At 70.6% G+C, this 8,572-nt stretch carries 6 protein-coding genes; 3 read left to right on the top strand and 3 right to left on the bottom strand.

What is annotated here, in order from left to right; genetic code table 11:
- From ACIHFD_RS67405 to ACIHFD_RS67395, 3 genes are all read right to left on the bottom strand, one after another.
- Positions 1-1,872 (bottom strand): type I polyketide synthase (locus ACIHFD_RS67405; RefSeq protein WP_397375889.1); only part of this gene is annotated, 1,872 nt, incomplete at its 3' end.
- A 94-nt stretch (positions 1,873-1,966) separates the two neighbouring features.
- Positions 1,967-3,205, bottom strand: coding sequence for a type III PLP-dependent enzyme (locus ACIHFD_RS67400; RefSeq protein WP_363985768.1), 1,239 nt, complete (start codon positions 3,203-3,205; stop codon positions 1,967-1,969).
- A gap of 43 nt (positions 3,206-3,248) precedes the next feature.
- A complete protein-coding gene (locus ACIHFD_RS67395) occupies positions 3,249-4,157 on the bottom strand; it encodes a proline iminopeptidase-family hydrolase (protein ID WP_397375888.1) in 909 nt (302 codons plus the stop codon).
- A 296-nt stretch (positions 4,158-4,453) separates the two neighbouring features.
- Here ACIHFD_RS67395 and ACIHFD_RS67390 point away from each other — a divergent pair, with 296 nt between their 5' ends.
- The 3 genes from ACIHFD_RS67390 to ACIHFD_RS67380 form a co-directional block, all read left to right on the top strand.
- The gene (locus ACIHFD_RS67390) at positions 4,454-5,509 is read left to right on the top strand and encodes a helix-turn-helix domain-containing protein (protein WP_397375887.1); all 1,056 of its coding nucleotides are present in this window, start codon (positions 4,454-4,456) and stop codon (positions 5,507-5,509) included.
- Positions 5,510-5,667: 158 nt separating this feature from the next.
- Positions 5,668-6,945, top strand: a complete 1,278-nt coding sequence (locus ACIHFD_RS67385) for an activator-dependent family glycosyltransferase (protein ID WP_397375886.1) — start codon at positions 5,668-5,670, stop codon at positions 6,943-6,945.
- A 61-nt stretch (positions 6,946-7,006) separates the two neighbouring features.
- The coding region (locus ACIHFD_RS67380; RefSeq protein WP_397375885.1) for a type I polyketide synthase at positions 7,007-8,572 on the top strand (1,566 nt) is incomplete at its 3' end.

Below are 8,572 nucleotides of genomic sequence, written 5' to 3'. Positions count from 1 at the left end.
AGCGCGGGCACGCACCAGCGACAACCCGACACCCTCAACCGCCACCTCCGGCCGGGCATCGACATACTCGGCCAACCGCGACGCCTGAGCCCGCAATGCTTCCTCACCGCGCCCCGACAGCACCCACGGCACCACACCCGACACCACAGGAGCGTCCCCGGAGGTGTCCAGCTGCGGCTCGGGAGCCTGCTCCACGACCACGTGCGCGTTCGTCCCGCTCACCCCGAACGACGACACACCCGCCCGCCGCGGCCTGTCCGCAGGCTCCGGCCACTCCCGCGCCTGCTCCAGCAGCCGGACCTGGCCCTGCTCCCAGTCGACATGGGTCGTAGGAGCAGACACATGCAGCGTCTGCGGCAACAACCCGTGCCGCATCGCCAGCACCATCTTGATCACACCGGCCACCCCCGCAGCCGCCTGCGTGTGCCCGATGTTCGACTTCAAGGAGCCCAGCCACAGCGGCTGCGCCGGGTCACGATCCCGCCCATACGTGGCCAGCAGCGCATGCGCCTCGATCGGATCCCCCAGTGCGGTCCCCGTGCCATGCGCCTCGACCGCGTCCACCTCAGCACCCGACAACCCCGCATTGGCCAGCGCCTGACGGATCACCCGCTCCTGCGAAGGACCGTTCGGAGCCGTCAAACCGTTACTGGCCCCGTCCTGATTGACCGCCGACCCCCGGATCACCCCCAACACCCGATGACCAGCGGCCACCGCATCCGACAACCGCTCCAGCACCAGCACACCGACACCCTCGGAGAAGCCGGTGCCGTCGGCGTCGGAGCTGAAGGCCTTGCAGCGGCCGTCGGCGGCGATGACGCGCTGGCGGCTGAAGGCGGTGTACGTCCCCGGCGCGGACATCACGGTCACCCCGCCCGCGAGCACCAGCGGGCTCTCCCCGGTGCGCAGCGACTGGCAGGCCAGGTGGATGGCGACGAGCGACGCCGAGCAGGCGGTGTCCACGGTGACGGCGGGCCCTTCCAGGCCCAGCGTGTACGCGACCCGGCCGGCGACGACACTCGGCGCGGCGCCGGTGACGAGGTAGCCCTCGACATCAGGGGGCGCCTGGTGCAGCCGGGGGCCGTAGTCCTGCGGTTCGGCGCCGATGAAGACGCCGGTCTGGCTCTGGTGCAGGGTCTGGGGGTTGATGCCGGCCCGTTCGACGGCCTCCCAGCAGGTCTCCAGGATCAGCCGCTGCTGCGGGTCCATCGCCACGGCCTCACGCGGGCTGATCCCGAAGAACGCCGCGTCGAACTCCGCGGCGTCGTGCAGGAAGTGGCCCACCCGGGCATAGGTGGTGTTGCCGGCGTCGGGGTCGTCGTCGAAGAGCCGGTCGAGGTCCCATCCCCGGTCGGTCGGGAACCCGGTCACCGTCTCCCGGCCCTCGGTGATCAGCTCCCACAGCTCCTCGGGCGTGGCCACGCCGCCGGGGTAGCGGCAGGCCATGCCGACGATCGCGATGGGCTCGTCTGAGCCGACGGCGGCCGTGATCTCGGCGGTTCGCCGTTCCCCGAGCCCGAGCGCCTCGGTGAGCAGGTAGTCGGCGAGAGCGGCCGGCGTCGGGTAGTCGAAGGCGATGCCGATCGGGAGCTCGGCGCCGAGCTCGGCGGCGAGCCGGTCGTGCAGTTCGACCGCCGCGAGGGAGTCGAGCCCCATGTCCTTGAAGGTCTGCTCGGCGGAGACCGTCTCCAGCAGCCCGGGCAGTACGGCGCTCATCACGTCGAGCGTCGTCCGGCTCACCAGTTCGATCAGGGACGCCCGGCGTTCCGCCATGGAGAGGTCAGCCAGCCGAAGGGTGAAGGCCGTCGCTCGTCCGGCCCTCGTCGTCGGGGTGCCGCTGGCTTCGAATTCGCTGTTTCCGGACTGGCTCATCTGTTTGACTCTCCATATGAACCGCAGTGATCCTGTCCGCGGCGGTTGAGCCGGGACAGCCGACGATGGATACCTGCAGGGCAGGCAGGTGGTTCTACTCGTACATGCGGACGAAAAGCACGTGGGACGAGGAGACGACCTTGTCGCCGCGCATGACGACCTCGCTGGGCGCCGGGCGGCCCAGGAACATGAGCAGGCTGGCCGTCATGCCGTAGGCCCCCGCGTTCGGGATGGTCACCACGTCCCCGGGGCGGAGATCGGGCACCGCGACGTTGCGGCCGAGGATGTCGCCCGGGGTGCAGAGCGGGCCGACGAGGCTGGCCGGTGCCACCGGCTCGGCGGACTCGAACTGGACGGAGACCGGCAGCAGCCGCCCGAGCCCGGACATGCCGCCCAGCGTGTTGATCCCGGCGTCCAGGATGATGAACCTGCCGCCGCGGCTCTCCTTGACGTTGGTGACGGTGCACACGAGCCGGCCGCAGTCGCCGACGAGGTACCGCCCGGATTCGCAGGCGACCTGGGGGCTGCCGTCGCGCCAGCCCGCGAAGTGCGAGTCGAGGACCTCCTCCAGCGCCGCGCGGAGTCCGCCGTAGACGGGGCGTTCGCCGGGGGAGAGGTAGGGGGAGGCGAAGCCGCCGCCGATGTCGAGCAGCTCCGGCTCCAGACCCGTCGAGTCACGCACCTCGGCCGCCGCAGTGATCGTGTGCTTGAACTCGGCGATCAGGGATTCCTCGTCCTTCGCGTTGCTCAGCGAGAACAGGTGCATCCCCGACAGACGGGTGCCGGGCACCGATCGAAGCTCCGGCATGAGCTCGGGGAGCGTCTCGCTGTCGAAGCCGAACTGGGAGGGAGCCCCCGTCATGCGGATGCTGGTGGTGGCCCCCGAGGCGGTGCTGTTCACCCGCAGGAGGCAGTCGGCGACCGTGTCCTGTTCCCACGCGGCCTGCCCGATCCGGCGCAAGTCGTTGACCGACTCGACGGAGAAACGGCGGACGCCGGCCTCCAGAGCGGCCTCCACCTCCTCGGTCGTCTTGCCGGGCCCGGTGTAGAGGATGTCGAGCGGGTCGAAGCCCGCCAGCAGAGCCGCGGCGAGCTCGCCCGTGGAGCTGATCTCGGCCTTGCACGCGGAACCGCCGCTCTCGCGCAGCGCCTCGGCGATCTCCGGATGGGGATTGGCCTTGAACGAGAAATAGACGACCGTCCCCTCGGGCAGGGAGGCGCGGAGGTCGTCATAAGCGGCGACGGCACGTTCGAGGTCGTAGACGTAAAGCGGCGATCCGTAGCGAGCAGCGAGCTCGGCGTCGCTCTTCACGATATCGGTGGCGTCGTTCAAGATTTGTCTCCTTGGGCAAGGGCATGAAGAGCGGCGGCCCAAGTCAGGCCAGGCCGGCGAGGAATTCGAGCATGACCCGCCGGAAGAGCTCCGGCTCCTCCAGATGCGGCGAATGGCTGGAATCCTCGAAGACCTTTCCGCGGGCCCCGGGAATGAGCTCGAGGAAAGGCCGGACCGACTCCTGGGTCACCTCGTCGTGCCGGCCCGAGATCACCAGCGTGGGCACGTCGATGCCGGGCAGGAGGTCCAGGACGTCCCAGTCCTTCAGGCTGCCGATCACGTGGAATTCGCACGGCCCGTTCATGGCCTGATAGACGGTCGGATTGCTGAGCGTGTCCATGAACGTGGCCTTGAATTCGCGTGGCCACGGCCGCGTACGGATCACGTGCCGGTTGTAGAAGACCATCATCGCGTCGAAGTATTCGCGGGTGTCCGTCGTCCCGGCCGCCTCGTGGGCGAGCAGCGTCTCGTTCACCCCGCTCGGCAGCAGGTCGCGCAGGATCTTCAGCTCTTTACGCCATTCCGGGTACGAGGCCGGCGAGTTCGCGATGACCAGACCGCGCAGCCCGGACGGCCGCTCGGAGGCGTGTTTGGCGGCCAGCAGACCGCCCCAGGAATGGCCGAAGAGAACGTAGTCGCCGGCGATTCCCAGGCGGTTCAGCAGATTGCCCAGCTCGTCGTCGAACAACTCCGGCGTCCAGAATCCCGGATCCGCATCGTCCAGGTGCGTGGAACCGCCGTTCCCGAGCTGGTCGTAATGGACGACCGGCCAGCCGGCGTCGGCGAGCTCCGCCATGGGGAGCAAATAATCATGGGTGCCGCCGGGCCCTCCGTGCAGGGCCACGACCGCCGGTTTCCCCTTTCCCGGGGTGCCGGTCACCCGGTACCAGGTCACGTGGTCGCCGAACGGCAGGGTTCCCCTGGCGCTGGGGGCTCGGGCCAAGTCAACCACCTCATCACGTTCGGCGCGGAGACGGCGCCCCACGCCCTGGGCCATTCATGGAAATGCCGCACAATGCGCAGGTGAGCGGCCCTGCCGACGCTAGGTGAAGGCCGATCGAGGGCGGACCCCTATCCGACCCGTGCGTATCCCCTATAGGGCGGGATTCCGTTCCCCGGAGCCGCCGCGAAGCCCCGGCGTCCGTATACCGTTCCGTTGCGAACATTCACCCCGAATGGCGACCGCCGGCCGCGGCGTCGCTTTTTCCGAGCCCGAGTGAACGCAAAATCAGAGCCGAGGTCAACCTGATGAAGCACCTGCTGTTGCGCCTTTCCGAACTCGACGCCCACGCGGGTGACGAGCTCAGGGTGATCAGCTTCTTCGACGTGCTCCTGCAGAACGGGACCGATCTGGAGCGGCTGCTGCTGGAGGCTTCTCGGCTCGCGGAATGCCCCGTAGGGGTGAGCGTTCCCGGTCTGGGGGTGTATCGGCGGGTGGGCGCCGGCGGCGGCGCACTCGACGGGCCCGCCGGCCCGGGTTCCAGGAGGCACGAGCTCGTGAACGGCGGCGAGGTGTGGATCGAGCGGCGCGGCGACCCGTACCCGATCGACGCCATGCTCGTCGAACGGTTCGCCATCGCCTGCGCCGCAGTCCTGGGCAGGAAGGAGCCCGCCCCGGCGTTCGGCGACCCGGCGCTCGTCGAACTCGTCCTCGGCTCGGCCGTCGACGAGGCCGGACGCTCCCGGGCGCTGAAGCTCCTCGGGCTGAGGCCGGATCGTTCGGTGCAGGTGTTCGCCGTCGCCGGTGACGCCTCCGGGCTCGGGGGCAGGGTGGCCCGCCTCGGGCAGGTGTACGGGGTCATCGTCTCCGGCCCGCCCTGGCCCGACGCCCTCGCCAGCACGAGCTCGGCGGTCGGGGTGAGCCCGCGCGTTCCGTCCGCGAGCGCCGCGCGGGCCTGGCACATGGCGCGTACGGCACTGCGCTTCGCCGGCCCGGGGGAGCTGTGGGGCAGGGTCGTGCACTGGGACCGGCTGGGCGGCTTCGCCCTGCTCGCCGAGCACCTGCCGGACGAGGCCATCGCCGGATCCCCGGACGTCGCCGCACTGGACCGCCTGGCGGAAGCGCCCAACGGGGACTCCGTCCTGGAGACGCTGGACGTCTTCGCGGCCAGCGACTCCATCCGCCAGACCGCCTCTCGGCTCTACATCCACCGCAGCTCCGTCGCCGCCCGGCTGGCCCGGGCCGAGAGCGAGCTCGGCTTCCCCGTGCAGCCGGCCGAGGGCCGCGCCCGCCTGACCCTCGCACTCACCCTGCGACGGCTCGGCGAACACCCCAGTACGGCCGAAGCCCGCAGGGGGGCCTGAGGGGTGATCTAGGGGTCGGTGCCTCTCACGTGGCTGATTACTGTCTCGTGAGAGTCGATGGGGCTCTGGCGGACCTGCTCACGACACCCACCTGTGAGCGGAAGGGCGCATTGCGCGCCGCCGCCCGGCCGACCTTGTACCTGCCGGAAGGATGCGGAATGCGCGTCGTTGTCACCCAACTCGCGGCCAGCGCTCATCTCAACCTCGTGGTGCCGCTCGGCTGGGCGCTCAAGTCCGCGGGCCACGACGTCGTGATCGCGGCACAACCCGACATCATGCCCCTGGTGCAGCAGACGGGACTGATGGGCGTCGCCGTCGGCGACGAGGCGCGCTACGCCGAGCGCGTCGCGGCGATGGCGCCCGAGGAGACCATCTACGGGTCCGGGTACTCCATCACGGAGATCCGGCCCGAGGTCCTCACCTACGAGTACGTGCGCGACTGCCTCGCGGCCTTCGCCTCCCCGATGGCGCTGGACGTGAACACCGACGAGTCCGTCTTCGACGGCATGGTCGCCTTCTGCCGCTCGTGGCGCCCTGACCTGGTCATCTGGGACAGCATGACGTACACGGGACCGGTGGCGGCGGCCGCCTGCGGCGCCGCGCACGCCCGGACGACCATCGGCCGCGACCACTGGGGCCGCTTACGTGAGCTGTTCCTGCGCCTGCGGGCCGAGCGCCCGGAGGCCGCCGGCGAGGACCCGGTACGCGACTGGCTGAAGGCCAAGCTGGAGAAGTACGGCTGCGAGTACGACGACGACCTCGTCCTCGGCCAGACGACCATCGACTCGATCCCCTCCTGGCTGCGCCTGCCGGCGGAGTACGCCTACCTGCCCGTGCGCTACGTGGCGTACAACGGCCCCGGGACCATCCCCGACTGGCTGCGGACGGAACCGGAGCGGCCGCGGGTCTGCGTCACCCTGGGCAACTCCTACCAGGAGGTGTGGGCCGGCCGCGCGAAGCTGGGGTACCCCGACCTGTTCGAGGCCGTCGCCGACCTGGACATCGAGGTCGTCGCCCTGCTGGGCCCCGCTTCCGTCCCCGCCGGGGCCACCGTCCCCGACAACGTCCGGATCCCCGGGTTCGTGCCGCTGGACCCGCTGCTCAAGAGCTGCTCGGCGATCGTCCACCACGCGGGGACCGGCAGCACCCTGACGGCGCTGCTCAACGGCGTCCCGCAGCTCATCATCCCGCACGCGCTGCACGACGAGGACCAGGTCGCGGACGCCATCGAAGCGCACGGCGTGGGCGTGCACCTTCCGCCGGACCGGTTCTCGGCCGACACCCTCCGCACCGAACTGCAGCGGATCCTGAACGACTCCACCTTCACCGAGCGCGCACAGAAGACCAGTCAGGAGATACGGGAGACCCCGACCCCGCACGACCTGGTCAAGGACCTGGAAGAGCACGTGCTCCGCCACCGGAGGACAGCCGGCTAGACCGCGCCGGCCCACGTCCGTCCCGTTCCGCCTCACTACCTCAAGGCTGGTTGAGAATCCCATGGCCACTGACGACAAGTTCCGGGACTACCTCAAGCGTGCTACCGCCGACCTTCAGCGCGCCCGCCGGCGGCTGCGCGAGGTCGAGGCGAAGGATCGTGAGCCGATCGCGATCGTGGCGATGAGCTGCCGCTACCCCGGCGGGGTGAACTCGCCGGAGGACCTGTGGAACATGCTGGTGGAGGCCCGCTCGGGGATCTCCTCCTTCCCCGACGACCGGGGCTGGGACCTCGAGACGCTCTACGACGAGGACCACACGGCCGGCGGTACGACGTACGCGCGGGACGGCGGTTTCCTCGAAGGGGCGGGCGACTTCGACGCCGGCTTCTTCGGGATCAGCCCGCGCGAGGCCCTGGTGATGGACCCGCAGCAGCGGCACGTGCTGGAGGTCGCCTGGGAGGCGCTGGAACGGGCCGCGATCGACCCCGGCACGCTGCGCGGCACCCCCACCGGCGTCTTCGTCGGCGGGACGCAGACCGGCTACGTCTCGGGGCTCGGGCCGTTCCCCGAGGGCGTCGAGGGGTACGTGCAGACCGGCAACACCAGCTCCGTCATCTCCGGCCGGGTGGCCTACAGCATGGGCCTGGAGGGCCCCGCGGTCACGGTGGACACCGCCTGCTCCTCCTCGCTCGTCGCCATCCACCTGGCCTGCCAGTCGCTGCGCAGCGGCGAGAGCACGCTCGCGCTCGCGGGCGGCGTGACCGTCATGCCGACGCCCGAGCTGATGGTGGACTTCAGCCGGCAGCAGGGGCTGGCCCGCGACGGCAGGTGCAAGGCCTTCTCCGACGACGCCGACGGCACCGTGTTCGCCGAGGGTGTCGGCATGCTGCTGCTGGAGCGCCTGTCCGACGCGCGGGCCAACGGCCACCAGGTCCTGGCGGTCATCCGGGGCACGGCGGTCAACCAGGACGGGGCCAGCAACGGTCTGACCGCGCCCAACGGTCCTTCGCAGGAGCGGGTGATCCGCCAGGCGCTGACCAACGCCGGGGTGACGGCCGCCGACGTGGACGTGGTCGAGGCGCATGGCACGGGGACCACGCTCGGCGACCCCATCGAGGCCCAGGCGCTGCTGGCCACGTACGGGCGGGACCGTGACGCGGCGGCGCCCCTGTGGCTCGGGTCGGTGAAGTCGAACATCGGGCACACCCAGGCCGCCGCGGGCGTGGCCGGTGTGATCAAGATGGTCATGGCCGCCCGCGAGGGCCTGCTGCCCCAGACCCTGTACGTGTCCGCACCGTCCAGTCATGTCGACTGGGAGGAGGGCCAGGTCCGGCTGCTGGAGCAGGCGCGGGAGTGGCCGGAGCCGGACGGCCGGCCGCGGCGGGCGGGTGTGTCGTCGTTCGGGGTGAGCGGGACGAACGCGCACGTGATCGTGGAGCAGGCTCCCGAGCCGCAGCTGGACACCTCCGGGGACGCTCCTGTGGTGTCGGGTGTGGTGCCGTGGGTGCTGTCGGGGCGTGGTGAGGAGGCGCTGCGGGCTCAGGCGTCGCGGTTGGCCGAGTATGTCGATGCCCGGCCGGAGGTGGCGGTTGAGGGTGTCGGGTTGTCGCTGGTGCGTGCCCGCGCT

The sequence above is a fragment of the Nonomuraea sp. NPDC051941 genome (assembly GCF_044593615.1).
The sequence above is the reverse complement of the archived record's forward strand: the minus strand, read 5'-3'. Positions and strand labels throughout refer to the sequence as shown.

Bases quoted from the DNA above. Each gene is read 5' to 3' on its own strand.
- ACIHFD_RS67390 (WP_397375887.1), top strand. From the start codon at position 4,454: ATGAAGCACCTGCTGTTGCGCCTTTCCGAACTCGACGCCCACGCGGGT.
- ACIHFD_RS67385 (WP_397375886.1), top strand. From the start codon at position 5,668: ATGCGCGTCGTTGTCACCCAACTCGCGGCCAGCGCTCATCTCAACCTC.